The 26678-nt window shown below is 54.6% G+C and carries 30 protein-coding genes and 1 tRNA gene; 19 read left to right on the top strand and 12 right to left on the bottom strand.

Going from position 1 to position 26678, the window contains the following annotated elements; translation table 11 throughout:
• Positions 1-267: 267 nt before the first annotated feature.
• Complete coding sequence (gene rd / locus WBP50_RS05220; RefSeq protein ID WP_423932186.1) at positions 268-444, top strand: rubredoxin; 177 nt, start codon at positions 268-270, stop codon at positions 442-444.
• 71 nt (positions 445-515) lie between these two features.
• Here rd and WBP50_RS05215 read toward each other — a convergent pair whose 3' ends face one another.
• From WBP50_RS05215 to WBP50_RS05200, 4 genes are all read right to left on the bottom strand, one after another.
• Positions 516-890 (bottom strand): response regulator transcription factor, encoded by a 375-nt coding sequence (locus WBP50_RS05215; RefSeq protein WP_423932185.1) that lies wholly within the window; start codon positions 888-890, stop codon positions 516-518.
• 21 nt (positions 891-911) lie between these two features.
• Entirely contained in the window at positions 912-3122 is a 2211-nt protein-coding gene (locus tag WBP50_RS05210; protein WP_423932184.1) for a PAS domain S-box protein, read from the bottom strand.
• A 98-nt stretch (positions 3123-3220) separates the two neighbouring features.
• Positions 3221-3880: a uridine kinase family protein gene (locus tag WBP50_RS05205; RefSeq protein WP_423932182.1), complete on the bottom strand. Its 660-nt coding sequence runs from the start codon at positions 3878-3880 to the stop codon at positions 3221-3223.
• Between the two features lie 420 nt (positions 3881-4300).
• Positions 4301-4372: transfer RNA gene (locus WBP50_RS05200), tRNA-Asn, on the bottom strand.
• A gap of 176 nt (positions 4373-4548) precedes the next feature.
• Between WBP50_RS05200 and WBP50_RS05195 the strand changes: the two genes are divergently transcribed.
• From WBP50_RS05195 to pheS, 18 genes are all read left to right on the top strand, one after another.
• Positions 4549-5076: a YceD family protein gene (locus WBP50_RS05195; RefSeq protein WP_423932181.1), complete on the top strand. Its 528-nt coding sequence runs from the start codon at positions 4549-4551 to the stop codon at positions 5074-5076.
• 25 nt (positions 5077-5101) lie between these two features.
• Positions 5102-5293 (top strand): 50S ribosomal protein L32, encoded by a 192-nt coding sequence (gene rpmF, locus WBP50_RS05190; RefSeq protein WP_423932179.1) that lies wholly within the window; start codon positions 5102-5104, stop codon positions 5291-5293.
• Positions 5294-5316: 23 nt separating this feature from the next.
• On the top strand, positions 5317-6342 hold the full coding sequence (gene plsX, locus WBP50_RS05185; RefSeq protein ID WP_423932177.1) for a phosphate acyltransferase PlsX: 1026 nt from the start codon (positions 5317-5319) through the stop codon (positions 6340-6342).
• 92 nt (positions 6343-6434) lie between these two features.
• On the top strand, positions 6435-7424 hold the full coding sequence (locus tag WBP50_RS05180) for a beta-ketoacyl-ACP synthase III (protein WP_423932175.1): 990 nt from the start codon (positions 6435-6437) through the stop codon (positions 7422-7424).
• Between the two features lie 34 nt (positions 7425-7458).
• Entirely contained in the window at positions 7459-8367 is a 909-nt protein-coding gene (gene fabD, locus WBP50_RS05175; RefSeq protein ID WP_423932174.1) for an ACP S-malonyltransferase, read from the top strand.
• Between the two features lie 45 nt (positions 8368-8412).
• Complete coding sequence (gene fabG / locus WBP50_RS05170; RefSeq protein WP_423932172.1) at positions 8413-9150, top strand: 3-oxoacyl-[acyl-carrier-protein] reductase; 738 nt, start codon at positions 8413-8415, stop codon at positions 9148-9150.
• Between the two features lie 87 nt (positions 9151-9237).
• The gene (gene acpP, locus WBP50_RS05165) at positions 9238-9474 is read left to right on the top strand and encodes an acyl carrier protein (protein ID WP_292004242.1); all 237 of its coding nucleotides are present in this window, start codon (positions 9238-9240) and stop codon (positions 9472-9474) included.
• Between the two features lie 52 nt (positions 9475-9526).
• Positions 9527-10780 (top strand): beta-ketoacyl-ACP synthase II, encoded by a 1254-nt coding sequence (fabF, locus tag WBP50_RS05160; RefSeq protein ID WP_423932171.1) that lies wholly within the window; start codon positions 9527-9529, stop codon positions 10778-10780.
• Positions 10781-10796: 16 nt separating this feature from the next.
• Entirely contained in the window at positions 10797-11618 is an 822-nt protein-coding gene (gene rnc / locus WBP50_RS05155; protein WP_423932169.1) for a ribonuclease III, read from the top strand.
• Between the two features lie 97 nt (positions 11619-11715).
• On the top strand, positions 11716-13176 hold the full coding sequence (gene gcvPB, locus WBP50_RS05150; RefSeq protein ID WP_423932167.1) for an aminomethyl-transferring glycine dehydrogenase subunit GcvPB: 1461 nt from the start codon (positions 11716-11718) through the stop codon (positions 13174-13176).
• Positions 13177-13320: 144 nt separating this feature from the next.
• Positions 13321-13833, top strand: coding sequence for an HNH endonuclease (locus tag WBP50_RS05145; RefSeq protein ID WP_423932165.1), 513 nt, complete (start codon positions 13321-13323; stop codon positions 13831-13833).
• A gap of 195 nt (positions 13834-14028) precedes the next feature.
• Entirely contained in the window at positions 14029-15783 is a 1755-nt protein-coding gene (locus WBP50_RS05140) for a glycoside hydrolase family 3 protein (RefSeq protein ID WP_423932164.1), read from the top strand.
• Positions 15784-15828: 45 nt separating this feature from the next.
• Complete coding sequence (gene bchZ, locus WBP50_RS05135; protein ID WP_423932163.1) at positions 15829-17238, top strand: chlorophyllide a reductase subunit Z; 1410 nt, start codon at positions 15829-15831, stop codon at positions 17236-17238.
• Positions 17239-17450: 212 nt separating this feature from the next.
• On the top strand, positions 17451-19424 hold the full coding sequence (gene thrS, locus WBP50_RS05130; RefSeq protein ID WP_423932162.1) for a threonine--tRNA ligase: 1974 nt from the start codon (positions 17451-17453) through the stop codon (positions 19422-19424).
• Between the two features lie 23 nt (positions 19425-19447).
• The gene (gene infC / locus WBP50_RS05125; protein ID WP_423932160.1) at positions 19448-20083 is read left to right on the top strand and encodes a translation initiation factor IF-3; all 636 of its coding nucleotides are present in this window, start codon (positions 19448-19450) and stop codon (positions 20081-20083) included.
• 34 nt (positions 20084-20117) lie between these two features.
• Positions 20118-20312 (top strand): 50S ribosomal protein L35, encoded by a 195-nt coding sequence (gene rpmI, locus WBP50_RS05120; RefSeq protein ID WP_292001191.1) that lies wholly within the window; start codon positions 20118-20120, stop codon positions 20310-20312.
• 28 nt (positions 20313-20340) lie between these two features.
• On the top strand, positions 20341-20688 hold the full coding sequence (gene rplT, locus WBP50_RS05115; RefSeq protein ID WP_423932159.1) for a 50S ribosomal protein L20: 348 nt from the start codon (positions 20341-20343) through the stop codon (positions 20686-20688).
• A gap of 17 nt (positions 20689-20705) precedes the next feature.
• A complete protein-coding gene (gene pheS, locus WBP50_RS05110) occupies positions 20706-21731 on the top strand; it encodes a phenylalanine--tRNA ligase subunit alpha (RefSeq protein WP_423932157.1) in 1026 nt (341 codons plus the stop codon).
• Between the two features lie 105 nt (positions 21732-21836).
• On the opposite strand, the gene WBP50_RS05105 is transcribed toward pheS, so the two are convergent.
• The 8 genes from WBP50_RS05105 to WBP50_RS05070 form a co-directional block, all read right to left on the bottom strand.
• Complete coding sequence (locus WBP50_RS05105) at positions 21837-22229, bottom strand: DUF6858 family protein (protein ID WP_423932155.1); 393 nt, start codon at positions 22227-22229, stop codon at positions 21837-21839.
• Between the two features lie 186 nt (positions 22230-22415).
• A complete protein-coding gene (gene rplI / locus WBP50_RS05100) occupies positions 22416-22871 on the bottom strand; it encodes a 50S ribosomal protein L9 (protein ID WP_423932154.1) in 456 nt (151 codons plus the stop codon).
• Positions 22872-22908: 37 nt separating this feature from the next.
• Entirely contained in the window at positions 22909-23172 is a 264-nt protein-coding gene (gene rpsR / locus WBP50_RS05095; RefSeq protein ID WP_292004255.1) for a 30S ribosomal protein S18, read from the bottom strand.
• A 37-nt stretch (positions 23173-23209) separates the two neighbouring features.
• Positions 23210-23683, bottom strand: coding sequence for a single-stranded DNA-binding protein (locus tag WBP50_RS05090; protein WP_423932152.1), 474 nt, complete (start codon positions 23681-23683; stop codon positions 23210-23212).
• 66 nt (positions 23684-23749) lie between these two features.
• Entirely contained in the window at positions 23750-24151 is a 402-nt protein-coding gene (gene rpsF / locus WBP50_RS05085) for a 30S ribosomal protein S6 (protein WP_423932151.1), read from the bottom strand.
• A 268-nt stretch (positions 24152-24419) separates the two neighbouring features.
• Positions 24420-25196: an exodeoxyribonuclease III gene (locus tag WBP50_RS05080; RefSeq protein WP_423932150.1), complete on the bottom strand. Its 777-nt coding sequence runs from the start codon at positions 25194-25196 to the stop codon at positions 24420-24422.
• 3 nt (positions 25197-25199) lie between these two features.
• Positions 25200-26195, bottom strand: a complete 996-nt coding sequence (locus WBP50_RS05075) for a glycosyltransferase family 9 protein (RefSeq protein ID WP_423932149.1) — start codon at positions 26193-26195, stop codon at positions 25200-25202.
• A gap of 6 nt (positions 26196-26201) precedes the next feature.
• On the bottom strand, positions 26202-26678 hold a 477-nt coding region (locus WBP50_RS05070), incomplete at its 5' end, for a DUF3856 domain-containing protein (RefSeq protein WP_423932148.1).

Here is a 26678-nt window from a genome sequence, read left to right as displayed (position 1 = left end):
GCCCTGAGATAGCACGCTTGAAAAAAACGACAGGAAAAGATAAGCGCCGGAAATCGATCTTCAAAGCCCTGAAACTGCTGTCCGTCATGTTTCTTGATGATGTGCCGCTTCTGAAAACTTTTTTGATCCTGCCATGCATGAACTTTTTTCCGCTTCGGAAATGTTATTTTCCGGCAGGGCAGTACCCGGAAACTGCATGACGTTGCCTTACCGCCCTGTAAAACACGTCTGACAAACTGAAAACCAACCATAAAAGGAGAAAACAATATGCAGAAATGGGTATGCGTGCCTTGCGGCTATGTCTACGATCCCGAAGTAGGCGATCCTGACAGCGGCGTTGAACCGGGAACCGCTTTCGAAGACATTCCCGAAGACTGGGTCTGTCCGGTATGTGGCGTGGATAAAACCCTGTTCGAGCCCTACGACGAGAGCCGCGCCAGGTAATTGCCATGGAAGCAGACGCAGCGCCGGAATGGGCGCTGTTTCTGTTTTCCGCTTCCTGCCTGCCTCAAATCTCAGTGCCGTCTGAGCAGGGCCTCTATCCTTTCGGCAAACTCTTCAAGATTGAACGGCTTGGTAATGTAGTCGGCCGCGCCGAGCTGCAGCCCTTTCTCACGGTCTTCACTGCCATCCTTGGCCGTAAGCATGACAAGAGGGATATCCCTGTACCCGGGGTTGCCCTTGATGAGAGCCGTCAGTGAGAAACCGTCCATTCCGGGCATGGCGATATCGACAACCAGCAGGTCCGTTTTTTCACCCCGGCCCAGAATGTCAAGAGCTTCAGCTGCATCTCCGGCAGTGAGAACGGTAAACTTTCTGCCGAGATTATGGGCAAGAAGTCGTCTGATGTTCGGAGAATCATCGACGATGAGTATGGTATGCTGTTTCATGAGCGCTCCTGTTTACAGGCTTCAGGTTTTCATCAATAACGGCAGTCGAACCATGAACATCGTGCTCTGGTTCGGGACGCTCCGTACCTCGACCGTTCCGTCATGAGCCGCAACGATCTCCTTCACGATGGAAAGACCGAGTCCGGTTCCATCGACGGCCTCTCCGGGACGTTCAACCCTGAAAAATTTTTCAAATATTTTCTCGATATCCTCCGGAGGAATTCCCGGCCCGCTGTCCTCAACGCTGAAAAGCGCCGAGCGCTCGTCGCAGGAAAGACGTACCTGAACGAGACCCCCTCTCTGCGTGAATTTCAGCGCGTTGCCGATGATGTTGATGGCTACCTGTTTCAGGGCATCCTGATCGGCAAAAATATGCTTCATCGGCGCACTGACCTTCAGGCGCAGTTCAATATTTTTTTCATCGGCCTTGATTTTCAGGCTGCGGCATACGTCCGAAATGGTGATCGACGGATCAATACCGGTTTTTTTGTAGGAGACCCGCCCCGAATCGATTCTGGAAATCATCAGCACATCCTCGATCAGGGCGGAAAGCCGTTTGCTCTCATCGTGAATGATCGAGATAAACTCCATCCTGGTGTCCCGTTCGAGCTCGTCCTGTTCCCGGAGAAGGGTGCCGGTAAATCCGAGAATCGAGAAAAGCGGCGTACGCAGCTCATGAGATACCGTGGAAATAAAATCGTTTTTCAGCCGGATATTTTCCCTGACAAGCCGGTCTGAACGCTTCTGCTGGGTAATATCACGGAAAATCCCTACAAAACACCGGAAATGCTCCGTCGTGAAGGTTGCCGAACTGATGTGCACATCGATGCGGATTCCCTGCCGCGTCACGATCTGGCTTTCCAGCGTTGCCGACTGCCCGGTGCAGGCTTTCCGGAAATAGGCCACACCCTCATCGCGAAGCTCTTCAGGATAAAGATCCCCGATATGCAGACGGGAAAACTCCTCGGGGGTATAGCCGAAAAAGAGCTGACCCTGGCGGTTCCACTCGACGAGAACACCGCTTTCAGCATCGGCAACAACAATGGCGTCCGGAATAGCCTGAAAAAGGTCGAGATACTTTTTCCGGTTTTCACGAAGCTTCCGCTCGGTCTCCTTCAGTTCGGTAATATCGACCACGATCCCCCTGAACCCGCCGGATCCGATCCTTCCGGTGATCGGCGAAATGTAAACCAGCGCAGGAAATCCGGAGCCGTCTCGCCTGAAGACCGTAAATTCGTGAGTACCCGGAGAACCTGACGTTTTTCTTGTCCTAAGACCGAGCCTGAGGCGGTTTTTATCTTCGGGAGCAAAAAACTGCAGGGCATGGAGACCCCGCTTCAGCTCTTCCATACTGTAGCCGAAGGTACTGAACCCTGCACGGTTTGAATAGGTGATACAGCCTTTACTGTCGGTTTCAAAAACCGGCTGCGGCAAAAGATCGGCAAGGTCCCTGAATCGCTGATTACTTTGCAGAAGGGCTTCCTGGTTTTTTCTTGCTTCCGTAATATCCTGGATAAACGCAAGAATATGGGTTACCGACACGCCCTGGCTCGCTACCGGGCTGATAATCGCATGTTCCCAGGCAAGTTCCCCGTTCAGCTTCTGATTGAAGAAATCCCCCTGCCAGACCTGCCCTGAAACGATGGAATTCCTGAATTTCTCCGACAGACTTCCCGGCCGGGCGTCATCATCGAAAATATTTTCCTGAGGCGCACTGCTGCCGGTCAGGGCACTCCGGAAAACGGTGAACGACCGATTGGCATACTCTATACGTCCGTTGTTATCGGTAATGACGACCGCCACGGGGCTCTGATCCACTGCTGCAGACAGCAGGCGAACCTTCCGGCGGAGAGAGGATTCGGAAAAAGCGTTTTTCAGTACGATTTGCAGCCGCCGGGCATCGACAGGCTTGGTCAGGTAATCATACGCGCCCATTTTAATGCACTGCACAACCTTATCGATATCTCCGGAACCGGATATCATGATAACCGGAAGCGCATCGTTGTTCTCCATCAGAAAACGCAGCACATCGATACCATCTTTTCCCGGCATCGTGATATCGAGAAGAAGCGCGTCGAACGGAGATGACTGCAGCAGCGAAATGGCCTCGCTCCCAGAGGACACCGTAACCGGATGATAACCGAGCCGGCCGACAATACGGGAAACCGTCTCCCGAATGAGCTCGCTGTCGTCGGCAATCAGAACCGTTGTGTGATCGTCAGCATGCGGCATACGTCAGCAGATTGGAGCGTTGCCTGGTAAATACACGGATATGGGAAGAACCGGAATCGCCCGTGACGGGCATTCCCTGACAAAAGGCACTGTCCGTCTCAGTCGCAGAAAAGCACCTTGTACTCCCTGCTGACAAAGGTATTGGCAAGACGCCTCAGCTTCAGGGCGCTCTGGTGCTCTTTTTCGAGCACCTTCCATCGGTGCTCGTCGGTTGATTCCTTTCCTCTGAGCTTCTGGTTCTTTTTTGTCTCGTAATAGGTCAGATCGATGTACACCCCGAGGTCGATGCCATCTGTTGAAATGGCGTAAAGCCCGTCAATGATGAGCAGTTGAATGGGGAAAAAATCGGTGATCAGGAGATCGACCTCTTCGGTGATGATATCCACACAGGGCATACTCGCCTTGCGGCCTTTACGAAAATCCTCGATATTGCGATGCAGCCAGGCATGATCGTACTCGTCGGGGCCGACCGACTCGAAATTGTTTCGCTCGCGCTCCTCGCGCCTCCGCTGCGGCTCCACCCTGTAGTAGTTGTCGGTATGAAGAATCTTAACCCTTATCCCCTCTTTTTTCAGCACAAGGGCAAGCGAATGGGCCAGCTCGGATTTTCCCGCACCGGACTCACCCGAAATAGCGACAATGAAGCGGTATCCGGGACACGTTTCGGCTTTTGCCTCTCTTTCAACAAGCACCCTTTCGGAAATCGCCTCGGCGGCCTTCTTGTGTTTGTTGCTGATAAGCAGAATGTCGCTTAACACGGCATTTGGGGATTAATCATGTTGCAGGTTGAAAAACGCACGACCGTCAAGGGAGTCACTGCAGGCCGGAAGAAGCGGCCGGCACATGCCGAAGCACAGTGGCAATATAGAAAAAACGCATGATCATTCGGCTTTTCCGGCTCCCGAGCGTTTTTTTCGGCATCACGGCGCCAGCGAGCGCATTGCTTGCTGCCGCATGAACACCAGCTTCCACGGACGATATCGTGACGTAAAGCCACGCTCCCTGCTGTTATGGAATACAGAACGGCGCTCGGGATCAGAAGATATACCGCCGCTGCAACGGTCGCCACGTACAGCGTACAGAACAGAGAGACAGCAGGGCTCAAACTGTATCTATGGGTTCGGCAGCACAAAAACAGAAAAAGCAGAAGCTCGTCATGATACTTCTGCCTTTTTGTGCTCCGCGAGTAGGATTCGAACCTACAACCCTTCGGTTAACAGCCGAATGCTCTACCATTGAGCTATCGCGGAATCTTGTCGAAGCCGGATTTTTCTGCGAATGGGCTGTTAATATACACTCCTTTTTATGATTTCCAAACGACCCCTGCCCGATTTTTTCATTTTTTCTCCCGTTTGCCGGGCTCCCGCCTTTCATTTTCCATAATAATTTTCGTACATTGGTGTTCTTTTACTGAAAAGGGGGGTGTATGCATAAAGAAAAGGCCTTGATAGAGGTCCGGATCGCGGGCCTTATGCAGGGAACCCATACATTTGATTTTACCTGCAGGGCCGGAGACTTCAGGGGTCAGGAACTGGCTGAAAGCGTATTTACCGGAGACATTGCCGTAACGGCAATTGCAGAAAAGACCGAGAATGAACTGACGGTCACCATACGGACTGCGACGGTAGCCGATTTCACCTGCGACATCTGTCTTGCTCCCCTGAAAAGGGAAATCAGGGGAGAGTATCGGGTTTATTATCTATACAGCGCGGAAGAAGAGAATACGGAATACATTGATGAAGAGCACCGGCTGATCGACACGAACACGGTATCCATCGATCTGACGGAAGATGTACGCGAAACCCTGCTGCTCGCACTGCCTATGAAGGTCACCTGCACCGGAAATCCTGAATGCCGGCTTTACGGCAGCGAGTCAGGACAGGAGGATTCCCGTGTCGAGGAGAGAAGCTCGTGGCAGGAATCTCTTGAACAGCTGAAAAACAAGTATCGTTAACCGACTATAAAATCAGAGGACAACCATGGCAAATCCGAAAGCCAAAATGTCTAAATCCAGAAGGGATAAAAGACGCGCCCAGTTCAACGCCCGCACGAAAGCGGCAACAACCGTTGTCTGCCCGAATTGCGGAGAACCTACCCTTCCGCACCGCGCCTGCCGTCATTGCGGCCATTACCGCGGCAGATCGGTAGTAGCCAAATCCGCCAACAGCTGATAACACCAGAGGACAACCCCTTCATGCTGACCATTGCTGTTGATGCCATGGGTGGAGACAATGCTCCTGCCTGTGTAATCGAGGGAACCATTCAGGCTTTACGGGAGAGCGGCAACAGATTTTCTGTTGTGCTGATCGGACAGTCCGAAAAAGTTGAACACCTTCTTGCCCTGCAGGATACCCGGGGGCTGAACCTCAGGTTCATGCATGCGCCTGAAGTGGTGACCATGGACGACATTCCTGCCATCGCTGTCAAATCCAAACAGGAATCATCTCTGGTCAGGGGACTGAAAATGTGCAGGGCCAAAGAGGCCGACGCCTATGTCAGCGCAGGAAATACCGGCGCCCAGATGGCCGCATCGCTCTTTGTGCTCGGCAGGCTTCCAGGCGTGCTGCGACCGACGATTTACGCCTATTTCCCCAGAATACAGGAAGGGCTCACCAACATTGTCGATGTCGGCGCCAATATGGACTGCAAACCTGAACATCTGGTGCAGTTCGCCGAAATGCTGACCATCTACCAGCGCTATGGAGCCGGTATCGAAAAACCGGTAACCGGCCTGCTCAATATCGGTGAAGAGGAGGGCAAAGGCTCCGAAGTCCTGAAACAGGCCTATAAACTGCTCAAAGAAGCGGACAGCAGGGGAAAAATAAGCTTCGCCGGCAACATCGAGGGCCACGACATACTCAAGGGTAATGTCAGCATCGTCGTCTGCGACGGGCTTGTCGGCAATACCATTCTGAAGTTCGGCGAAAGCATTCCCGGATTTCTTGGAGCGATTTTCAAGCCGGCAGTGCAGAAGCTCGTCGCCTCGGGAGAACTTGATGAAAAATCTGCGGCTGCAGCTTCACAGGTCTTCAAAAGCATGTTTGAGCCTTTTGATGTGGAAAAATTCGGAGGCGTACCGTTCCTCGGTGTTGACGGCATCTCTATTGTCGGTCACGGACGCTCTTCGTCGCGAGCTATCAAGAATATGATTTTCATGGCCGAGCATATGATCGAAAAACAGGTCAACGCACGCATTGCCGAAGTACTCTCCGAAGCATAATCACTGTTCTTCCGTCACGACCCGGAGCCGCACGACTCGCTGCCATGCAGCAGATCAGGAACAATCCACTATGAAATAACCGCATAGAACGCATGAAAGCTGCAATAACGGCGACAGCCAAATATTTACCCGACGGCGTGGTCACCAATCATGACCTTGAACGGATGTTCGAAACCAACGACGAGTGGATTCGTTCAAGAACCGGAATCAGTGAGCGCCGGATCATGGAGGATCCCTGCAAGGCTACATCGTTCCTGTGCGGAGAGGTTGCAAAACAGCTTCTCGAAAAAAGAGGAATCGGGGCCGATGAGGTCGAGCTCATCATTGTTGCGACCATGACTCCCGACATGCTCTTCCCTTCGACAGCCTGCCTTGTTCAGGATATAATCGGCGCCGGCAACGCATGGGCCTTCGATCTGAATGCCGCCTGCTCAGGCTTTATTTTCGCGCTCAACACCGCGACCCGCTTTATTGAATCCGGAGCGCACAAAAAGGTAATGGTCATCGGCGGCGACAAGATGTCGTCCGTCGTCGATTATACCGACCGTTCTACGGCAATACTCTTCGGTGACGGCGCTGCAGGCGTCCTGCTTGAACCGGCCGAATCGGACGACTACGGCGTTCTTGACGCCAGGCTCTATTCCGATGGGACGAACGGCAAGGATCATCTGCTCATGACCGGAGGCGGAAGTCTCCATCCTGCGTCCCATGAGACCGTTGAAAAACGCATGCATTTCATCCATCAGGACGGACGGCAGGTCTTCAAATCGGCAGTCACCGCAATGGCCGATACCGCAGCGGAGATCATGCAGCGCAACAATCTCGATGCCGAAAACATCGCATGGCTGATTCCCCACCAGGCCAATCAGCGCATTATACAGGCAACTGCCGAACGGATGGGCCTCGGCATGGAAAAGGTGATGTCGAACATCGCCAACTACGGCAACACCACTGCCGGAACGATTCCCATCTGCCTTGCCGAGCTGGATGAACAGGGGAAACTGGCTCGGGGCTCGAATCTCGTGCTGGTCAGTTTCGGAGCAGGCTACACCTGGGGCGGCATGTATATCAAATGGCAGTAACCTACACTCACCTCAGCACAGAAACAGGGCATTCATGAAAGCATATGTTTTTCCGGGACAGGGCTCCCAGTACTGCGGCATGGGCCGGGATATCTTTGAAGCCTTTCCTGCGGCAAAAGAGCTGATGCAGAGAGCCGACGAGGTACTCGGCTTCTCCATCAGCGCAATCATGTTCACCGGCAGCGAGGATGAACTGCGCCAGACCCGCTATACCCAGCCGGCCATTTTCCTGCACAGTATCGCCATAGCCTCGCTGCTCGGCAGCGAAGGAGTCGCCATGACGGCAGGGCACAGTCTCGGCGAATACAGCGCACTCTGCTTTGCCGGCGCAATCGGCTTCGATGACGCCATGCGCATTGTGGCCAGAAGAGGCGAACTGATGCAGAATGCAGGACAGCAGAATCCCGGAACCATGGCCGCGCTTATCGGCATGCAGGACAGCGCCGTGGAAAACCTGCTGGCGGAAGCCTCTTCGGCCGGCATCGTCCAGGCGGCAAACTTCAACTCTCCAGGTCAGGTGGTTATTTCCGGCGATGTCGCCGCGGTAAAAAAGGCAATTGAACTGGCGCCTTCGTTTGGAGCGAGAATGGCCAGGGAGCTGGTGGTTTCAGGGGCATTCCACTCCCCTCTGATGAAACCTGCAGAACAGGAACTTGCCGCAGCGCTCGAAAATATAGAAATCAGGGATGCACGGATTCCGGTCTGCATGAACGCCGTTGCCGAGCCGGTTACCGCCGCTCCTGAAATCAGAAAAAACCTTATCATGCAGCTCACCAGCCCGGTTCTATGGACACAGTCCATAGAGGCGATGGTCAGCGGAGGCATCAGGGAGTTCATCGAGATCGGCCCGCAGAAGGTTCTGCAGGGACTGATCAAAAGAATTGATAAATCGGTCACAGGCAGCGGCATCGATACCGCTGAAGACATTCGCCGGGTTATGTGAACTTGACAGAAAGAGTGCATATTCATTAACAGAAGAGAACCTACCATGTTTGAAGGAAAAATTGCAGTGATTACGGGTGCTGCCAGGGGGATCGGGCAGGCTATAGCCTTCGATCTCGCCGAAAAAGGGGCAGCAGTGGTTGTTTGTGACATCAAGGAGGAGTGGCTGGCTGAAACTGCCGAGGGAATCAGAGCCCGCGGACGCGAAGTGTGGTGCCGGGAACTTGACGTCACCAATGCCGGGGAGGTACAGAACGTATTCGCTGAAATCGCTGAAACCACCGGAAGAATCGACATTCTGGTCAACAATGCAGGCATCACCCGCGACGGCCTTCTGATGCGGATGAGTGAAGAGGACTGGGACGCCGTGCTCACCGTAAACCTGAAAGGCACCTTTGCGTGCACAAAAGCCGTAACCCGCACCATGATGAAGCAGCGTTCCGGCGCGATCGTCAACATCGCCTCGGTTATCGGCCTTATGGGCAATGCCGGACAGGCCAATTATGCCGCATCGAAAGGCGGGGTCATCTCCTTCACCAAATCGGTGGCCAAGGAGTTCGCTTCGCGCAATATCCGCGTCAATGCGGTAGCCCCCGGCTTCATCGCATCGAAAATGACCGATGCGCTCACCGACGAGGTCCGCAATAAAATGCTCGAGGTCATCCCGCTGGCTCGCTTCGGCCAGCCTGAAGATGTTGCAAGAGTAGTCTCGTTCCTGGCCGGAAACGATGCCGCCTACATCACCGGAGAGGTAATCAACATCAGCGGCGGCATGGTCATGTAATTTGGGCAAGCCTATTTTCTTTGTATATTATTTAACGATTTCATTTTTTTTAATCCGCAACAAACCACTAAAAAGGAGAACACAACAATGAGCGACGCTGAAATCAGAGATAAGGTATATGATATTATTGTCAGCAAAATGGGTGTCAACAAAGACCAGATCAAGCCGGAATCGAAGTTTTCCGATGATCTCGGTGCAGATTCTCTCGATACCGTCGAACTGATCATGGAACTCGAGAACGAGTTCGGCGTTCAGATTCCTGACGAAGATGCTGAAAAGATCAGCACCGTCCAGCAGGCTATCGATTACATCGTTAAAAAGTAACGTTACTTTCTTTTCGGGCTTCACAGCCTGAAACAACATTAAAATCGCACAGATGGGTCAGGAACGCAAAAGAGTTGTCGTTACGGGAATCGGAGTTTTAGCCCCCATAGGTCTCACCAGGGACGAGTTCTGGAGCGGGCTGGTCGAGGGAAAAAGCGGCGCTGCGCCCATTACCTATTTCGATACCACTGATTTTGCGACCAAGTTTGCCTGCGAGCTGAAAAATTTTTCCGCCGTCGATTACATCGACAGGAAAGCAGCCGACCGCATGGACCCTTACTGTCAATATGCCGTTATTGCCGCAGAACAGGCCCTGAAAGATTCGGGGCTTGACCTGCAGGCAATCGACCCCCTCAGGATCGGCGTCGTGCACGGCTCGGGCATAGGGGGCATGACCACCTACGACCAGCAGTTCCGGGCTTATCTCGAAAAAGGACCGAGAAGAATCAGTCCGTTTTTCATTCCCATGCTTATCCCCGACATCGCAGCCGGGCAGATTTCCATGAAATTCGGCCTGATGGGCCCCAACCATGCTACAGCGTCAGCCTGCGCCACATCCCTGCACGCCATTATCGATGCATGGATGATCCTGCAGCTCGGCATGGCCGACTACATGGTATGCGGCGGTTCGGAAGCCCCGATCACTCCGATGAGTGTCGGCGGGTTCAATTCTGCCCGCGCCCTTTCGACGGCAAACGACAGGCCTGAAAAGGCATCACGCCCCTACGACCGGGACCGTGACGGCTTTGTCATGGGAGAAGGCGCCGGATCGCTCATCCTTGAAACCCTTGAATCGGCAAAAGCGCGTGGAGCCAAAATCTACGGCGAGATCGTCGGCGTGGGAGCTACCGCTGATGCCTACCATCTGACTGCCCCCCATCCAGAAGGAGCCGGAGCGGTCAATGCCATGAAAGCCGCGCTCTCCATCGCAGGTATCGAACCGGAAAGCATCGACTACGTCAACACGCACGGCACGGCCACACCTCTTGGAGATATCGCCGAAATCACGGCGATCAAGAAGGTGTTTGGCGAACATGCCCCAAAGCTGAGTATCAGCTCTTCGAAGTCGATGACCGGGCACCTGCTCGGCGCAGCCGGCGTCGTGGAATCGATCGTCTGCCTGCTGGCCATGCAGAACGCCACCGTTCCGCCGACCATCAACAACGACAATCTCGATCCCCAGATCGATCTCGACATAACGCCAAACAAGCCGAAAAAGCGCTCGATCGGTTATGCACTGAACAATGGATTCGGTTTCGGCGGCCATAACGCAACGCTGATTTTCAGAAACGCAGCCAATCTCTGACTATGATCCTCCTGTTATGGAGCAGTTCTGGCAGAAACTGACATCCCTTGCCTTTCACCGCGCGCTCTCCGGCGGCAATGGTGAACATGCTTCCACCCGGAGGCCCAAGAATCTTCTGCCGGAAAATTTCAACCGCTTTCTTCAGCAGGTTACCGGCGGACCGGGAGATAACCCGGAAATTTACCTGACGGCATTCACGCACCGCTCCGTCACACACGACCCTCAGACCTCGGCCACCCAGTCCAACCAGCGCCTCGAATTCCTTGGCGATGCCGTACTCGGTCTGGTCATTTCGGAGTATCTTTACCGCGCCTTCCCCGAGAGCGCCGAGGGCGACCTGTCGAGCAACCGTGCGAAAATCGTCAACCGGAAAGCCCTTGCAGGCTTTGCCCAGGACATGGGACTCGGAGAGCATCTCATTATCGGGGAATCCGCCGACCACAGCAAGATACGATGCAGCGAATCGGCTCTTGCCGATGCATTCGAATCACTCACCGGCGCAATCTATCTCGACAAGGGGCTCGATGCCGCACGGAAATTCGTTATGGAACAGGTTATCGGGCATGTGGATTTCAAGAGTATTGTCGCTTCGGAACACAACTACAAAAGCCGTCTGATCGAATATACCCAGTCTTACCACATTCCGCCTCCGGTCTACACCGTCATAGCTCAGGAGGGGGCCGAACATGAAAAGATATTCACGATCGAAGTGGCCTGTGCCGGCATCGTGTGCGGCAGGGGAACGGCTCCAAGAAAAAAGGATGCCGAGCAGCTTGCCGCCAGAGAGGCCATCGACACGCTTCTGCAGGCCGAGCAGCACCCTTCGCCGGAGAAGTAACGATCTCTTTTCCTCCGCCGGGGTTTGAGCATTTCGCCACAGTGCTCTATATTGCCTATCATCAAGCCATTCAGACACCTCACGACGCTGTGCAACCATGAGAGAAAAACTGATTTTCGATTTATCCAGGGAAGGCCGCAAAGGATACAGCCTCTCCGGCAACGACATTCCCGAACTGTCGCTGGAAGCCGTTATTCCGGAAAAGTTCCTGCGAACCGAACCTGCCGACCTGCCGGAAGTGCCGGAAAGCGAGGTAGTCAGACACTTCATCAGGCTCTCCAACCTGAACTATCATGTAGACAAGAACATGTACCCGCTGGGCAGCTGTACCATGAAGTACAACCCTAAAGTCAATGATGCGGTCTGCGACCTTCCGGGGTTCAGCGAACTGCACCCCCTGCAGCCGGAAAAGACGGTTCAGGGAGCCCTGCAGATGATGTACGAACTCAGCGGCATGCTTGCCGAAATAGCCGGCATGGCTGCCGTTACCCTGCAGCCGGCTGCAGGCGCTCACGGCGAGCTTACCGGTATTCTTCTCATAAAAAAATACCACGAGGCAAGAGGCTCCAGGCGCCGCAAACTCCTTGTCGTTGATTCAGCCCACGGCACCAATCCCGCCTCTGCAGCTATCGCCGGCTACGAGATCGTATCGGTGAAAGGCGCCCCCGACGGACGCACCGATATCGAGGATCTCAAGGCGAAACTTGACGGTGACGTAGCTGCTCTCATGCTCACCAACCCGAATACCATAGGTCTCTTTGAAAAAGATATCCTGACCATTTCGCAGCTGGTGCATGAAAACGGCAGCCTGCTTTACATGGACGGAGCGAACATGAATGCACTGCTCGGCATCACCCGCCCAGGCGATATGGGATTCGACGTCGTACACTATAATCTTCACAAGTCCTTTTCGGCCCCTCACGGAGGCGGTGGCCCGGGAAGCGGCCCGGTCGGAGTCTCTGAAAAACTCATTCCCTACCTGCCGGTACCTGTCGTCGAACGAATTGCAACCGAAGATGGAACCACCTACAGGCTCAATGCGGATCATCCCGAAAGCATCGGGAGGATGATGAATTTCTACGGAAACTTCTCGGTGCTCATCAGGGCGTACACCTACATCCGCATGCTCGGCGCCGCCGGACTCAGAAGGGTTTCCGAGAATGCCATCATCAATGCGAACTACCTGCTCTCCCGCCTCGACGGCCGGTATGACCTTCCCTACCCGAAACCGGTCATGCACGAGTTCTGCCTGTCGGGAGACCGTCAGAAAAAAGCGCACGGAGTAAGGACGCTCGATATAGCCAAAAGACTGCTCGATTACGGATTTCATGCCCCGACCATCTATTTCCCGCTCATTGTCAGTGAAGCGCTGATGATCGAGCCGACGGAGACGGAAACAAGAGAGACGCTCGACCAGTTTGCCGAAGCGCTGATCGACATTGCCGATGAGGCGGCAACCTCGCCCGAACTGATACTTGCGGCGCCGGTGAACACGCCGGTCAGACGGCTCGACGAGGCGCAGGCTTCGCGACAGCTGAACATTTGCTGTACCCTCTGAAAGAGGGACTGCGGGAGAGGAGTGCTGCGGGGGGTGTCTGAAAAAACATGCCCCCGCCAGTGAAGCCGGGAAGTAACGAAAAGTTCACATAAATGATTTTGCTGCAGCATTATCCGGGCGTATACTCTAATCAAAACCGGGGAGATGTCCTTGCTCAGTTCAAAAGTTCTGGTACTGAACAGCAGTTACGAACCTCTAAGTATCTGCGACGCACGGAAGGCATTTCTTCTGCTCTTCTGCGGCAAGGCCGTGCCTGTTGCCCACCACCCTGAAAAGATGTTCTGCAGCGTTTCCAGCCGTTTTCCCCTGCCGAGCATCGTCCGCCTGAATGTATTTGTCCGCGTACCTTTCAAGAAAATCATGCTGAACCGGAAAAACATCCTGAGAAGGGATGGCCTCCGCTGCCAGTACTGCGGACGTACCGACCAGCCTCTGACGGTCGATCATATTCTTCCCCGCTCCCGTGGCGGCGAGGATTCATGGGAGAACCTCATTACCGCCTGCCGGAGATGCAATACGAAAAAAGGCAGCAGAACCCCCTCCGAAGCAGGAATGACCATTCTCTCCAGACCGGTACGCCCCAATCATATCGTCTTCATGCAGCAGTTCACGGCTGCCGTATCGGATGAGTGGAAGCCCTACCTGTTCATGAGCTGACCGTCCCGCTCCTCCTCAATGCCCCGCTCCATTTCTCCGGTTGCTCCACCATATCTGCCGGAGGCCTGCCGGTCGGAAAGAAAACCAGAAAAGATCAAAAAAGCCGGTAATACGATTCACGGCTTTTTTTTGTATTCTTTCACAAAGCATATCAGCAACAGCGGTTCCGCACCCGGAACCGGCAAGCACAAGTTCATGAAAAGAATCCCGCTCTTCACTGCCGCACTGCTCTGTATCGCCACACTTCTTCATGCGGTTTCCCTGCCGGCCTCGGCAAAATCCAGACCCTCCCCGAAGAAATGGCAGGCGCAGTATATTTTCAACCGCAAGGATTCCGGTATAGAAAAAGAGCTGAGCCGGATGACGCTGGAGGAAAAGGTCGGCCAGATGATTATAGCGCAGATCGAAAGCCGTTACAACAGCTCCGGAGATGCCGCTTACCTGCAGCTCCTGCGGCTGGTGCAGCAGGGCAAGGCAGGCGGCATCATGTTCATGAAAGGCGATGCGTTCAGCGCAGCCACGCTGGCGAACAACTTCCAGTCTGTGGCCGTGCGTCCGCTTCTGATGAGTGCCGATATGGAACGGGGGCTGGCAATGCGCCTTTCGGGAGCAACGGAGTTTCCCCCCAATATGGCCCTTGCTGCAACGGGTGACCCTGAACTGGCCTTCGCAATGGCAAAAGCCGTTGCCGCTGAAGCCCGGACCGCCGGAATTCACCAGAGTTACTCCCCGAACGTGGACCTCAACATCAATCCTGCCAATCCGGTCATCAACACCCGTTCGTTCGGCGACAATGTCCCGCTCGCCATAAGCATGAGCAATGCCATGATCGAAGGGCTGCAGACAAACGGCATCGCCGCGACGGCAAAACATTTTCCGGGGCACGGCGACGTCACCGTCGACAGCCACATTGCCCTCCCGGTACTCAACGCCGACCGCCAGCGGCTCTACGCCTATGAACTCAAACCGTTTCAGGCCGCAATCGAGCATGGGATCATCAGCATCATGACCGGCCACCTTGCCGTTCCGAAACTGACCGGCACCATGGAACCCGCATCGGTTTCGAAAACCATCGTCACCGGACTGCTGCGCAATGAACTCGGCTTTCAGGGGCTCATCATAACCGATGCCATGAACATGAAAGCGCTCTACAACGGCAACAACGTTCCGGAAATATCCGTCAAGGCCGTTCAGGCCGGAAACGATCTGCTCCTCTTCTCTCCCGATCCGGAACTCGCCCACGCAGCCATTGTCCGCGCGGTCCAGGAGGGCCAGATCCCCCAGGAGCAGATCGACGCGTCGGTAAGACGCATCCTCAGGGTGAAAAAGTGGCTCAGGATAGACGATCACCGGCTGGTCGATCTCAACCAGGTGCAAAGCCATATCAGTCCCGACGCACACCGCAAGCTTGCCGAAAAGATCACGTCCCGGGCAATCACCCTGGTGAAACAGGATCCCCGCCATCTGCCTCTGAAAAACAGCGGAACATCGGGACGACTGCTCAACATCATCCTTCAGGACAAGAGCAACCCGGAAACAGGCCGGGAATATGCCGAAGAGCTGAGCCGCTCGTTTTCGGCAAACACGGTGCGAATCGATCCGAAAACCGATTCGCTCACCTACAGAGGAACGCTGGCTGCCGCAGCAACCGCGGATGCTGTGGTCATTTCCTCCTATGTGCAGGTATTTTCCGGGTCGGGCACACTCAGACTCACGGAGCAGCAGCAGGAGTTCATCCATACGCTGATACGATCGCTTCCCGAATCGAAGCCGCTCGTCTTCATTTCGTTCGGCACGCCATACCTGATCGCCACCTTTCCTGAAATCAGAACCGCCGTCTGTACCTATTCCGCGAGCAGGGAGAGTGAAACCCAGGCCATACGGCTGCTCAGGGGCGAACTAAAGCCCCAGGGCCGTCTGCCTGTGTCGCTCTATGGCACAGCGCCCTGAAGGCGGCAAAACCCTTTGCATCAAGAAATAATTTCACTACAGACCATGGGAAAAACCGTTCGTGACGAATCCGCAGCAAGCGCCTACTGGGCGGCGGTCAATACCTTCTGCGCCCTCAAAGACGTTCATGTCGTTGCCGATGCTCCGGTAGGGTGCTACAATCTTGTCGGGGTTGCCGTGATGGACTATACCGACGCCATTCCCTACCTCGAGAACTTCACGCCCACCAGCCTTACCGAGCTTGAGATCTCGTCATCGGGAAGTGCGGAGGTCGTCCGGGATACGCTTTTCAAACTCGCCGGAAGCGACAAACAGCTCATTCTGGTATCGAGCGCCGAGAGTGAAATGATCGGCAGCGACCACGAACGCATGCTGAACATGCAGTTCCCCGGAGTCCGGTTCTTCCCCTCCGACTCTCTCGGACAGAATGAATGGCAGGGGCGCGACCGGGCGCTGCGGTGGCTGTTCGAACAGTTCGACGACGGAAAACCCGCTGACATCGAGAAAGGTACCGTAAGCATCATCGGACCAACCTACGGCTGCTTCAACAGCCCCTCAGACCTTGCTGAAACAAAACGGCTCATTTCCGGCGCCGGGGCCATAGTCCGCCATGTCTATCCTTTCGAAAGCTCTCTCGGCGATATTTCAGCCCTGAAAAATTCGGAGGTGATCGTGGTCATGTACCGGGAGTTCGGCAGCGATCTGGCCTCGCTGCTGCAGCGTCCGGTGCTTTACGCACCGTTCGGGATCGAGGAAACCCGACACTTCATTCTTGAAATCGGCCGACTGACCGGCAATGAGGACAGGGCAGCGGCATTTCTGCAGGAAGAAAAGCGTACAACCCTCAAACCGGTATGGGATCTCTGGCGCGGTCCGCAGTCGGAATGGTTCCCGACCGTCCGCTTCGGCGTGGTGGCCGGTAAAAGTTACGCACGGGGACTTGAAGCCTTTCTTTCCGGAGAAATGGGCATGCAGTGCCTCTTCAGCCGCGAAAGCGCTGAAACCGACAATTCGCTCCTGCGCGACGAGATCATGGAAAAACAGCCGCAGTTCCTTTTCGGACGCATGGCGGATAAAATCTATCTTGCCGAACTCGATGCAAAAACCCGCTTCATTCCGGCGGGATTTCCCGGTCCTGTCGTTCGCAGAGCACTCGGCACACCCTTCATGGGCCACAGCGGAGCTGTCTGGCTCCTGCAGGAAATCGTCAATGCGCTCTACGATATGCTCTTCAACTTCCTGCCCATACAGAAGCGTACCGGAACGGACGAGCCCCCCCAGGCCAAAATGGCCTGGAGCAGCGAAGCAGAGACGCTGCTCAACGAAATGGTTAAAAAAGCCCCGTTCATCAGCCAGATATCGTTCGGACGCGAGCTGAAAAAGAGAGCAGAAAACCTGGCGCGAAAAACGGGAAACGAGATCGTCACTGCGGAACTGCTCCGGGGAATCAACTGATATTGTTTTTTTCAGATTTTATTCGTATAGTTAAAATCCGCTTAACGGAAACGGGGATTGCCGCGCATTATGACCGGCCAGCCCCCCCGTCCGTGTAGTTCTGACAAAAAGAGGCTGAAAAGATTTATCCCGCTCTCCTGCCGGGAGAGAACCCGCAGACGCAGTGGCTCAAGGCGCTGTTGTTGCGGCCTGACGAAACGACAAGAAACAGCATGTCTGACATACAGGAACAGAAGGCTCCGATAGCCATTACCCTGCCTGACGGGACGGTTCGCCCGTACCCCAGTGGCAGCACCGGTTTTGATATTGCCCTCTCCATCGGGCGAAGGCTCGCCGACGATGCCATCGCCATCATCCTCGACGGAAAAGCCGCAGATCTCAATGCACCGATCGAAAACGACGCACGGGTTGCGATCGTAACTTTCGACACACCCGAAGGGCGCGATATTTTCTGGCACAGTGCGAGCCATATCATGGCCCAGGCCATCGAGGAGCTCTTTCCCGGAAGCAGGTTCGGAGCCGGTCCTGCAACCGAACAGGGCTTCTATTACGACGTGGCATCCGAACACCGCTTCCGGGAGGACGACCTGCGGCTGATCGAAGTGAAAATGCTTGAAATCGGCAAACGGAATATCCGCATCGAGCGCGAGGAGATGCAACGCACCGATGCCGTCGCCTATTTCAAAAACGTGCGTAACGACCCCTACAAGGTTGAGATTCTCGAAGAGACCCTGAAGAACGTAGACAGGGTATCACTCTACCATCAGGGCGATTTCACCGACCTCTGCACCGGGCCTCATCTGCCTTCGACCTCGAAGCTCAAGGCCGTGCTCCTCTTCAACATCTCGTCCTCGTACTGGAGAGGCGATTCGTCGAGAGAGAACATGCAGAGAATTTACGGGATCGCATTCCCCTCGGAAAAGCTGCTCAAGGAGCATGTCGCACGCCTTGAAGAGGCCAAACGCAGGGACCACCGCAAACTCGGTTCGGAACTCGAGCTCTTCATGCTTTCACCGGAAATCGGCAGCGGGCTGCCGGTCTGGCTGCCGAAAGGGGCCATCATCCGCAGCGAACTGGAAGCGTTCCTGAAAGAGGAGCAGCGTAAACGCGGCTATCTGCCGGTTTACACCCCGCACATCGGAAATATCGAACTCTATAAACGCTCGGGACACTACCCGTATTACAGCGATTCGCAGTTCCCGCCGCTCACCTACCATGACGAGGACGGCCGGCAGGAGCAGTATCTGCTCAAGCCGATGAACTGCCCGCACCATCATCTCATCTACAGTTCGAAGCTGCGCAGCTACCGCGATCTGCCAATCCGCCTCACCGAGTTCGGCACGGTCTACCGTCACGAACAGTCGGGAGAACTCAACGGGCTTGTTCGGGCAAGGGGGTTCACGCAGGACGACTCGCACATCTACTGCCGTCCCGACCAGCTTGTCGATGAAATCTGCAATGCCATCGACCTGACGCAGTTTGTGTTCAGCACACTCGGCTTCTCCGAGGTACAGACACGCCTGTCCATGCACGACCCGGCCAACCGTGAAAAATATGGCGGCACTCCGGAAGTCTGGGAACAGGCGGAAAAAGACGTACGGGAAGCGGCGGACCGCATGGGCATCGACTACTTTATCGGCATAGGCGAAGCAAGCTTCTACGGCCCGAAAATAGACTTTATCGTGCGCGACGCGCTCGGGCGCAAGTGGCAGCTCGGAACCGTTCAGGTAGACTATGTCATGCCGGAACGCTTCGACCTGAGCTATATCGGCAGCGACGGTCAGAAGCACCGTCCGGTTGTCATCCACCGGGCTCCCTTCGGTTCGATGGAGCGCTTTATCGGCGTTCTCATCGAGCATACGGCCGGCAACTTCCCGCTCTGGCTGGCTCCCGTTCAGGCCGTAGTGCTGCCCATTGCCGAAGATGTTCACGACTATGCCGCAACCGTTCACGGCGCGCTGCTTGCCGCAGGAATACGTGCAGAAATCGATACCAGAAGTGAAAAAATCGGTAAAAAAATCCGCGAAGCAGAGATCGGAAAAATTCCATACATGGTTGTCGCCGGCCAGAAAGAACGCGAAAACGGCGAGGTTTCCCTGCGCCGCCACCGCCAGGGCGACATGGGAAGCTTTACCGTTTCCGGGCTTGTCGACATGCTCAGAAAGGAAATAACGGAACGAACCTGATTTTTTAAACCAACGCTGATCTCATGAAGAAACAGAAGACGACGACTCAGAAGCCGAAGCTCACCTACCGGGTCAACGAACAGATACGTGTTCCGGAAGTGCGTATCATCTTTCAGGACGGCACCCAGCAGGTCATGAAAACCCTGGACGCAAGACGTATGGCCGAAGATCGGAATCTTGACCTTATAGAGGTACAGCCCAATGCAGAGCCTCCGGTATGCAAACTGGACAATCTCGGCAAGCTTCTCTTCAAAATGGACAAACGGGAGAAGGACCTCAAGAAAAAGCAGAAGACCACAACGCTCAAGGAACTGCGCTTTCATCCCAATACCGACAAGCACGACTTCGATTTCAAGACCGCCCATCTCGAGGAGTTTCTGCGAAAAGGCAACCGGGTAAGGGCAACGATCGTCTTTCTCGGACGCTCGATCATCTACAAGGATAAGGGACTCGAACTGGCTGAACGCCTGACCGAACGCCTGAGCTGCGTGAGCAATCGCGATGGAGAACCGAAATTCGAAGGAAAGAAGCTCTTTGTCTACTTCGAGCCCGACAAAAAGAAAATTGATGCATTCGAACGGATAAAAGCTAAAACAAGCGCCCCGTCACCGGTACCTGCAGGTGCACCTGCACCCGAACAGAACGAGATACCGGAATAGACGAACTTTTTTTATAAAAACAAATGAGACAGTCATGCCTAAAATGAAATCACACCGCGGAGCATGCAAGCGATTCAAAGCTACCGCATCCGGAAAAATCAAGCGTGAACGAATGAACGGTTCACACAACCTTGAGAAGAAAAACAGAAAACGTACCCGCCGTCTGCACCAGTCAACCATACTTGACGGAACCAAGGAAAAGCAGATCAAGCGGATGATTCTTGCATAAATTGTCATAACCTTAATTTAGAGTAGCAATGCCTAAAGCAAATAATGCCGTTGCATCACGCGCACGGAGAAAAAGAGTTCTCAAGAAAGCAAAAGGCTTCTGGGGATCGCGTGGAAATATCCTGACCGTCGTCAAACACGCGGTCGATAAAGCCGAGCAGTACGCCTACCGCGACAGACGGGCGAAAAAACGCAACTTCCGTTCGCTCTGGATCATGCGCATCAACGCTGCCGCACGCCTGAACGGCACAACCTATTCGAAACTGGTAGACGCCATGAACAAGAAAAGCGTCGAGATCGACCGCAAGGTACTGGCTGAAATTGCCGTAAAGGACCCGGCGGCCTTCACCCAGATCGTCAAATCAGTCATCGGTTAAGCATTATCCCGCTTTCAATGGAAGAAGCCATTCGCAGTCTGCTGCACGAAATCAGTGACTTCGAGATCCTCAGCGATAAGGATCTCGAAGCATTCAGGATCAGATACACCGTCCGCAAAGGCCTTATCGCCGCTCTTTTCGGACAGCTCAAATCGGTGGCTCCTGAAGATAGACCGCGAATCGGACAGTTGCTCAATACGCTCAAGCAGAGCGCCGACCGGAAGGTTGCCGATGCCGATGCTGCACTTGCCTCAACGGCTGCCGGGAAGACGCCTGCGCTTGACCTGACCCTGCCGGGGAGACGGCATTTCACCGGCAGCGAGCATCCCGTCCAGAAGGTTCTGGGCGAAATGAAACAGATCTTTTCCGCAATGGGGTTCAGCATTGCAACCGGACCCGAGCTCGAGCTCGACCGGTACAATTTCGACATGCTGAACTTTCCTCCCGACCATCCGGCAAGGGACATGCAGGATACCTTTTTCGTCACCAGGGGAAACCCTGCGGGCGACGTGCTCCTGCGTACCCACACCTCGCCGGTACAGGTACGGGTCATGCTGGACAACCCTCCGCCCATCAGGGTGATATGCCCGGGAAAGGTTTACCGCAACGAAGCCATCAGCTCCCGCAGTTACTGCGTTTTCCATCAGCTCGAGGGGCTTTATATCGACAGGAACGTCTCGTTCGCCGACCTGAAAGCCACGATCTACTCCTTTGCCCGCCAGATGTTCGGCAAAGATGTCAGGCTCCGTTTCAGACCGAGCTTCTTCCCGTTTACCGAACCATCCGCGGAGGTCGATGTCACCTGCTATCTCTGCGGTGGCAAAGGGTGCCGGGTCTGCAAGAAATCGGGATGGCTTGAAATCATGGGCTGCGGCATGGTTCATCCCAACGTGATGCGCAACTGCGGTATCGACCCCGAAACATGGTCCGGTTACGCGTTCGGCATGGGAGTGGACAGAACCGTGCTGCTCCGTTACAAAATAGACGATATCCGGCTGCTCTTCGAAAACGATCTCCGCATGCTCAGTCAGTTCCCTGCATGAGAAGCGGCCGATGCCGGCGTTCAGCATACAAGAAAAAAAGCCTCCGGGAATATCTGTTCCGGGAGGCTTTTTCATTATACGTCCGAAGAGCTGCTTTCTTCCGTACTATTTGTCTTTAAGCTGCTTGGTCCAGGCTTCCATAGCCTCGTTGGCCGCAGGATTGGGCGCCTCAAGAAAGGTTATGACAAAGGAGTTTTCGAGTTCGGTTACACCGATCGATCGGGGACGCACGGCAAGCACTCCCGGGTGTGGAATCTCTTTTCCGAAACAGAACATAATATTCTTCGCATCCCTGATACCGGGAGCGATCACACCTTCGGGCAGGGAAGAGGTATGCGCGAAATGGTCGAACACGCCGATGTACTTAATAACCGGATTAGCATCGATTTTCTCCTTGAAACGGGCAAGAATAGCATCGACACTGCGGCAGCTTGTTTCGGTCTTGCCAAGCTCGAGCGTGTAGATGGGGTATTTCTCCTGCAAAAGCGTCTGGATCATAGCGACTCCCCCTTTTTTGGTTCAATGGTACTGCTGCTGGACCCGGCATACCGACCTGCGGTTATACCGTAATAGGTATTCTACAGCGCGAATAAGGAATTTCCAAAGCCGGCACCATAAAAAAAGCTCCATGCGAGAAGATCGTCATGGAGCTTTTTACTGGTAATAACAGGGCTTGATCGTCGATCAGGAACCCGCCGCTTCGGCCTCGACTTCAAAGGTGACCTTCACGGTAACATCCATAAAGAGCTTGGCTTCGGCCTCGTATTTGCCGAGAGCTTTCACCGGAGCTTCGAGGGTGATTTTCCTGCGGTCGATATCGACGCCCTCGGCTTTCAGCGCCTCGGCAATATCGGCGGAAGTCACGGTGCCGAACAGCTTGCCCGACTCGCCGGCCCTTGCCGAAACCTTGAGGATCATCTGCTCGATCTTCTGGGCAAGATCGCGGGCGTTTTTACGCTGCAGCTCGATTTTCTTCGCCTGCTGTTTTTTTTCTGTTTCAAGCGCTTTGAGCGTTCCTTCCGTCGCTCTTATAGCCATTCCTTGCGGGATCAGGTAGTTGTTCGCATAACCGTTTTTTACAGCAACAACGTCGCCTGCATCACCAAGGGCAGCCACATCTTTTCTTAAAATGACTTTCACTGCTTAGCTTCCTTGTTTCAATAGATTGCAAAATTGTTTATTTGTACTCGTCGGCAACATAGGGAATCACCGCCAGGAACCTTGCCCACTTCACGGAGTGCGTAAGCAGATTCTGCTCCTTTGCGGAAAGCCCTGTGATGCGCCGGGGAATGATTTTCCCCTGATCGTTGATGAAGCGCTTCAGTTTGCGCTCATCGCGATAATCGAAAAAAACAACCTGGTTTTTCGATACTTTCTTTTTGGAAGCCAAAGCGTTTCCTAACGATTTGTTTCCCATTTGCTGAGTGGGTTTCTGTCTCATAAGTGGTTCTTCACAAAATTGTTCTGGTCAATCCTCCTCAATCGGAAGAAAGATATTTGTATTCGTAGATATGACCCGGATCGTCATCGCCGAGTTCTTCATGATGGATATCGTGGCAGTCATCCTCGATAAAGCCCTCTTCATCCTCTTCACCGTTCCTCTTGCGCTTGTTGAGGAACTGGATTCTTCTGGCCTTGATCTCGACGACCGTTCTCGACGATCCGTCCTGTGCTTTCCATGTCCGGCTCTGCAGTTCGCCGTCAACCAGCACTGCAGAACTTTTCTTCAGGTTGTCACGGCAGCTTTCGGCAAGCTTGTTCCATGCAACGACACCAACGTAGCAGACATCTTCCTGCCACTGGTGATTGCTGTCACGAAACCTTCTGTTGCAAGCGATTGAAAAATTAACGACAGGAGTTCCACCTGAATTAGTCTGCCTGAAAACAGGGTCTTTGGTCAGGTTGCCCGCGATAATAACACTGTTGATTTCAGGCATTTTTAATTCAGCCATAGCATCTTCTCCGTTTTAATCTCGATTGAAATCAATCCACGCCTGCATTTCCACTGAACCTTGCCATCATTTCGCATCTTTGCCGGGCTCTTCCGCTTCCGAGGCCGCGGTGTCTTCCGGACTGCCGATCACAACACTGTACTTTTCAACCCTCTTGCGCATTTCAAGAAGTGCGCCGGTCAGGTGGATAATGAGATAACGGAGGAGATCCTCTTCATAGCGGAGCACCTTCTCGATTTCCGCTATAACCGGAGCTGCAGCGGTAAATTCGATGTGGGCATAATAACCGATGGTTTTCTTGCGGATCGGGTATGCCATTTTTCTTCTGCCGATTTCGAGAACACTCTTGATGTCCCCTCCCTTTCCGGCAATGACCTTCTGCACCATGTCCATTGCGGCGGCAATGGCTTCGTCCTGAAGCCCTCCGTCAACAATGACCGTGCATTCATAGAGTTTTGTTGTTTCCATAGCGCAATAGCTGATAAGTTGAACGTCGTCAGTTGCTTGCCTGTGGCGGGAGTCGGGTATTGCGCGCGCCGTTCCCCTCGGATTTGCCGCATGAGAGCACACGGTAAACACCACCTGCAAATTTGAACCTTAAAGGTAAGGCTTTCGCTCCACTTTTCCAACCATCAAAATCATGCGGAAACGGGTTGTTTCCGATGGTCTGAACCGTGGCAACGCGCAGGGTTTCATTGAGAGGGCGGACTCTATTGCGGCACCCTTTCGGAACCCCTCATCGGGTGGCGGCAATATCCAGCTCCAGCAAAACAGGGGCGTGATCGGAGCTTTTTTCCTCCCGATCGACCGATACCGCGCTTACCCTTCTGCACAGCTCCGAAGAGAGGTAGAAACAATCGATCCGCCATCCCAGATTCCGCTCGCGGGCCTGCCTCCAGTAAGGCCACCAGGTGAAGAGGTCGTTTGCCTCCGGATTGCGCTCCCGCATGATATCGCAAAGCCCGCCTGCGATCTGCCGGTCGATGGCGGACCGCTCCTCCGGCCTCAGACCCACGGCTCCCGGCTTGTTCTGCGAACGGTGCACGTCGATGTCGCGGTGAGCGACATTCATATCGCCGGCTATGATGACCTGCTTTCCCGATGCGAGCAGCTCCGCGGCATACGCCCGGAGCGCGTCAAGGTAGTCGAGTTTTATCCGGTAGTGCTCCAGGCTCTCCCCCCTGGGAACATAGGTGCCGATAAGGGAAAAAAACGGCGTATGGAGCACAATGGTGCGGTTTTCAAGATCGAAAGAGGGGATCTCCCTGCTGACAGCGCCGGAAGCCAGTGAATCTCTGACCAGCATGCCGGTTCCGCTGTACCCCTTTCGGATCGTCGAGCCGTTCCAGAATTTGCCATAACCCTCCAGACCGCTGATTTCGGAAGGAACCTCCGCTTCGGAAGCCTTGACCTCCTGGAGCACGACAATATCCGGCTCACGACTCAGTACCCACGCCTGAAGCGACTCTTTGCGGGCACGGATGCCGTTGATGTTCCACGACGCTATTTTCATGGCCTATACTGTCCTGAAATAATCGAGAATCGACGAGGCGACAGCCTCCGCCTTCACATCGTTCATGCACCGGAAATGACCTTCGGGACATCTGTCGCGGCCGATATGCGAACATGGCCGGCACCGGAGGCCGTGAACCTCGAACAGTTCGAACGGCGCCCGATAGGGAAGAAAACCGAACGCCGGAACCGACGAGCCGAACAGCACGAACAGTTTTTTTCCGAACGCCGACGCCATATGCATCAGCCCGGTATCGTTGCAGAGCGCACCGTCGGAACTTTCCAGCACGGCCGCACTCTGCATGAGCGTGCAGGCGCCGGAAAGATCGACAACCCGAGGGTGAAACCGTTCAGGAAGGGCCTGCAGGATGGCCTGGGCATAGGGAGCATCGTCCGCTCCGCCCAGAAGAACCGCCTGCACCGGCATGGCATCGAACAGCGCTGCAAGAATGGCGGCAAAACCGGCCGGAGGATACCGCTTGGAAGCATGCATGGCTCCGAAACAGACGGCGAGTCGAAGCCCTGCTGCGTCCGGCAGGTCGCGCGCAAAGGCCCGGTCTGCCGACGAAAGGTGGAGCTCACAGCCCCGGCCGTCGGCTTCCACCCCGAAATCAGCAAGCGAATCACGGTAACGGTCGACAACGGACCGATACGGGCCGGTAAGATCGATACGGGCCTTTACGAGCAGCCATTTCTTCCAGTTCCGCTTCCTGTACCTGACCACGTTCCTGGCCTGGAGATTCCGGACAAGCGCCCGCGAACGGTGATTGTTCTGAAGATCGATCACCAGATCATAAGAACCTGAAGGCGGCGATTCGGGAGTATACAGAGCGTGCAGAGCGGGGTTTCCCTTCAGAAGCGCAGTAAAAGGGCTTTTGGTGCAATAGTCGATCCGGGCAGCAGGAAAAGCCGCCGCCACTTCGCGCAGGAGCGGTGTGGTGAGGATGATGTCGCCGATCGAACTCAGCCGTATCACCAGTATCGTTGTAACCGCCCTCATATCCATTTACGACCAGAACTCCCACCACGCCCTGTAGGCCGGCTTTTCAGCCGGTTTCGGCACATTCCGGAGCACGGAAAGCCGCCGTTCGATCTCCCGGAGCATCTCCTCCCTGCCCGGCAGTTCCCCCTTGCGTTCGGCAATCATCTCTCCGGCGATCCTTAACCCTTTTGCGGCCTCTTCCGGAGAACCGGTTTCCTGCAGGGCAACTGCGCGGCTGAACACAACGGCGATCCACCCCTTCCCCTCGTTCTGCTGCAATTCGCCCCTCCGGCTGAAGTAGCGAAGCGCGCGCTCCGCGGACTGCAGACACTCGCTGTACGCCCCGAGCCCCGCCTCTGCGGATGCAAGCGCAGCATGGCAGAGACCTTCGAACCCCTCATGGTCGAAGGCTTCTTCAGGCGGCATGGTTCGCGAAATCTCCATGGCTTTCCTGGATTCGGCTGCAGCTTCGGCATACATGCCGTCCTGCAGTTTCTTCTG

It is taken from the genome of Chlorobium sp. (assembly GCF_049593655.1).
Classification (GTDB): Bacteria; Bacteroidota; Chlorobiia; order Chlorobiales; family Chlorobiaceae; genus Chlorobium.
The sequence above is the reverse complement of the archived record's forward strand: the minus strand, read 5'-3'. Positions and strand labels throughout refer to the sequence as shown.

What these genes read in the sequence shown, in the direction of transcription:
- WBP50_RS05215 (WP_423932185.1), bottom strand. Translation starts at nt 890, where the DNA reads ATGAAACAGCATACCATACTCATCGTCGATGATTCTCCGAACATCAGA.
- fabF (WP_423932171.1), top strand. Translation starts at nt 9,527, where the DNA reads ATGGGTCAGGAACGCAAAAGAGTTGTCGTTACGGGAATCGGAGTTTTA.
- fabG (WP_423932172.1), top strand. Translation starts at nt 8,413, where the DNA reads ATGTTTGAAGGAAAAATTGCAGTGATTACGGGTGCTGCCAGGGGGATC.
- pheS (WP_423932157.1), top strand. Translation starts at nt 20,706, where the DNA reads ATGGAAGAAGCCATTCGCAGTCTGCTGCACGAAATCAGTGACTTCGAG.
- rnc (WP_423932169.1), top strand. Translation starts at nt 10,797, where the DNA reads ATGGAGCAGTTCTGGCAGAAACTGACATCCCTTGCCTTTCACCGCGCG.
- WBP50_RS05210 (WP_423932184.1), bottom strand. Translation starts at nt 3,122, where the DNA reads ATGCCGCATGCTGACGATCACACAACGGTTCTGATTGCCGACGACAGC.
- WBP50_RS05180 (WP_423932175.1), top strand. Translation starts at nt 6,435, where the DNA reads ATGAAAGCTGCAATAACGGCGACAGCCAAATATTTACCCGACGGCGTG.
- gcvPB (WP_423932167.1), top strand. Translation starts at nt 11,716, where the DNA reads ATGAGAGAAAAACTGATTTTCGATTTATCCAGGGAAGGCCGCAAAGGA.
- rpmI (WP_292001191.1), top strand. Translation starts at nt 20,118, where the DNA reads ATGCCTAAAATGAAATCACACCGCGGAGCATGCAAGCGATTCAAAGCT.
- rd (WP_423932186.1), top strand. Translation starts at nt 268, where the DNA reads ATGCAGAAATGGGTATGCGTGCCTTGCGGCTATGTCTACGATCCCGAA.
- WBP50_RS05140 (WP_423932164.1), top strand. Translation starts at nt 14,029, where the DNA reads ATGAAAAGAATCCCGCTCTTCACTGCCGCACTGCTCTGTATCGCCACA.
- WBP50_RS05105 (WP_423932155.1), bottom strand. Translation starts at nt 22,229, where the DNA reads ATGATCCAGACGCTTTTGCAGGAGAAATACCCCATCTACACGCTCGAG.
- rpsF (WP_423932151.1), bottom strand. Translation starts at nt 24,151, where the DNA reads ATGGAAACAACAAAACTCTATGAATGCACGGTCATTGTTGACGGAGGG.
- bchZ (WP_423932163.1), top strand. Translation starts at nt 15,829, where the DNA reads ATGGGAAAAACCGTTCGTGACGAATCCGCAGCAAGCGCCTACTGGGCG.
- WBP50_RS05080 (WP_423932150.1), bottom strand. Translation starts at nt 25,196, where the DNA reads ATGAAAATAGCGTCGTGGAACATCAACGGCATCCGTGCCCGCAAAGAG.
- infC (WP_423932160.1), top strand. Translation starts at nt 19,448, where the DNA reads ATGAAGAAACAGAAGACGACGACTCAGAAGCCGAAGCTCACCTACCGG.
- acpP (WP_292004242.1), top strand. Translation starts at nt 9,238, where the DNA reads ATGAGCGACGCTGAAATCAGAGATAAGGTATATGATATTATTGTCAGC.
- WBP50_RS05090 (WP_423932152.1), bottom strand. Translation starts at nt 23,683, where the DNA reads ATGGCTGAATTAAAAATGCCTGAAATCAACAGTGTTATTATCGCGGGC.
- rpsR (WP_292004255.1), bottom strand. Translation starts at nt 23,172, where the DNA reads ATGAGACAGAAACCCACTCAGCAAATGGGAAACAAATCGTTAGGAAAC.
- WBP50_RS05145 (WP_423932165.1), top strand. Translation starts at nt 13,321, where the DNA reads ATGTCCTTGCTCAGTTCAAAAGTTCTGGTACTGAACAGCAGTTACGAA.
- WBP50_RS05195 (WP_423932181.1), top strand. Translation starts at nt 4,549, where the DNA reads ATGCATAAAGAAAAGGCCTTGATAGAGGTCCGGATCGCGGGCCTTATG.
- WBP50_RS05075 (WP_423932149.1), bottom strand. Translation starts at nt 26,195, where the DNA reads ATGAGGGCGGTTACAACGATACTGGTGATACGGCTGAGTTCGATCGGC.
- rpmF (WP_423932179.1), top strand. Translation starts at nt 5,102, where the DNA reads ATGGCAAATCCGAAAGCCAAAATGTCTAAATCCAGAAGGGATAAAAGA.
- fabD (WP_423932174.1), top strand. Translation starts at nt 7,459, where the DNA reads ATGAAAGCATATGTTTTTCCGGGACAGGGCTCCCAGTACTGCGGCATG.
- rplT (WP_423932159.1), top strand. Translation starts at nt 20,341, where the DNA reads ATGCCTAAAGCAAATAATGCCGTTGCATCACGCGCACGGAGAAAAAGA.
- plsX (WP_423932177.1), top strand. Translation starts at nt 5,317, where the DNA reads ATGCTGACCATTGCTGTTGATGCCATGGGTGGAGACAATGCTCCTGCC.
- thrS (WP_423932162.1), top strand. Translation starts at nt 17,451, where the DNA reads ATGTCTGACATACAGGAACAGAAGGCTCCGATAGCCATTACCCTGCCT.